Annotated in this window: 1 protein-coding gene; it reads left to right on the top strand. The window is 42.4% G+C overall.

The genetic code is table 11. The features are described from left to right. Positions 1–57: 57 nt before the first annotated feature. Entirely contained in the window at positions 58–888 is an 831-nt protein-coding gene (locus CVN76_RS00815; protein ID WP_100530084.1) for an ABC transporter permease, read from the top strand. Positions 889–1,013: the final 125 nt, after the last annotated feature.

Raw genomic sequence — 1,013 nt, 5'->3', positions numbered from 1 at the left:
TCAGGATAGGGAAGATTGGAGTATTTGATTGATTTTTGAAAAAAGAAGGAAAGGATGATGAAAATGTCTTCACAAACCATTGCTCAAAACAAGCAGCTTATCATGAGGGAAAGGAAAAAACAATCAAAAATCGCCAAATCTGCATTGCGTGGCTTTTTCCTGCCCTCAATAGTATTGATTGCCTGGCAGGCATTGGGTTCAGCCGGAATCATGCCGGCCCAATTATTCTCATCACCATCCTTGATCGTCACGGCTTTCATAGATCTCGTCCGATCAGGGGAAATGGCCGGCCATTTGCAAATCAGTTTAACTCGGGCGATTCTTGGCTTTGCATTAGGCGGTTTTTTAGGGATGTTGATCGGTGTCATCGTAGGCATGCAAAAAAAATCCGAGGAATATTTAAACCCAAGCATCCAAATGTTACGAACGGTTCCTTTACTAGCGATAACACCTTTATTCATCATGTGGTTCGGATTTGGTGAACTATCCAAGGTGCTGCTTATTGCATTAGGCGCTTTTTTCCCATTATATTTACAAACATTTTTGGGTTTGCGGAATGTGGATAAAAAGCTATATGATGTGGCAAGAATCCTGGAGTATAGCCCTTTGGAACAAATAACGAAGCTCATGATCCCGGCAGCCTTGCCCAATATATTGCTTGGGATTCGCTTAGCATTAAGTTCCGCATGGATGTGCTTGGTGGTCGCTGAATTGCTGGGAGCAGATAGGGGAGTGGGCTTCATGATCCAGGATGCCCGTTCATTCATGCAAACGGACATCGTATTCGTCGGCATCATCATTTTTGCCTTGGCTGGTAAAATCTCAGACTCATTTGTTCGCTTTTTGGAAAATCATTTGCTCAAATGGCAAGATAGCTTCAAAGCATAAAGGAAAAGGATGACCACCGGCAATGGGGGTCATCCTTATTTTATGTTTATTTGGTTTCTTTATAAAAAGGCAAATGAATCGTGAAGGATGTCCCTTTGTTCAATTCGCTGTGGACGACGATTTTT

Source organism: Bacillus sp. mrc49, from assembly GCF_002803435.1.
Note: the sequence above shows the minus strand (reverse complement) of the source record. Positions and strands in the feature narration are given on the sequence as shown.